Annotated in this window: 1 protein-coding gene; it reads right to left on the minus strand. The window is 60.5% G+C overall.

All coding sequences use genetic code 11. The annotated features are described in order from the left end of the window. Positions 1-261 (minus strand): ATP-binding cassette domain-containing protein (locus ACRHOZ_RS21085; RefSeq protein WP_431130276.1); only part of this gene is annotated, 261 nt, incomplete at both ends.

The following is a 261-nucleotide window of genomic DNA, read 5'->3' on the forward strand; positions in this document are numbered from 1 at the left end:
TGGCCGATCTCGATAATGCGACCGACGTACATCACGGCCACGCGGTCGGCGGTTTCCGCAATCACCCCCATATCGTGGGTAATCAGCATGACCGAGGTGCCTTGCGTGCGACAGAGCTTTTTCAGCAGGTCGATAATCTGCGCCTGAATTGACACGTGCAGTGCAGTAGTAGGTTCGTCTGCCACGATCAGCTTGGGCTCGGCCGCCAGGGCCAGCGCAATCACCACCCGTTGGCGCATGCCGCCGGAGAACTGGTGCGGA

The sequence above is a fragment of the Flagellimonas flava genome, from assembly GCF_050617915.1.
In the GTDB taxonomy this organism is placed as follows: Bacteria; Bacteroidota; Bacteroidia; order Flavobacteriales; family Flavobacteriaceae; genus Flagellimonas; species Flagellimonas flava_A.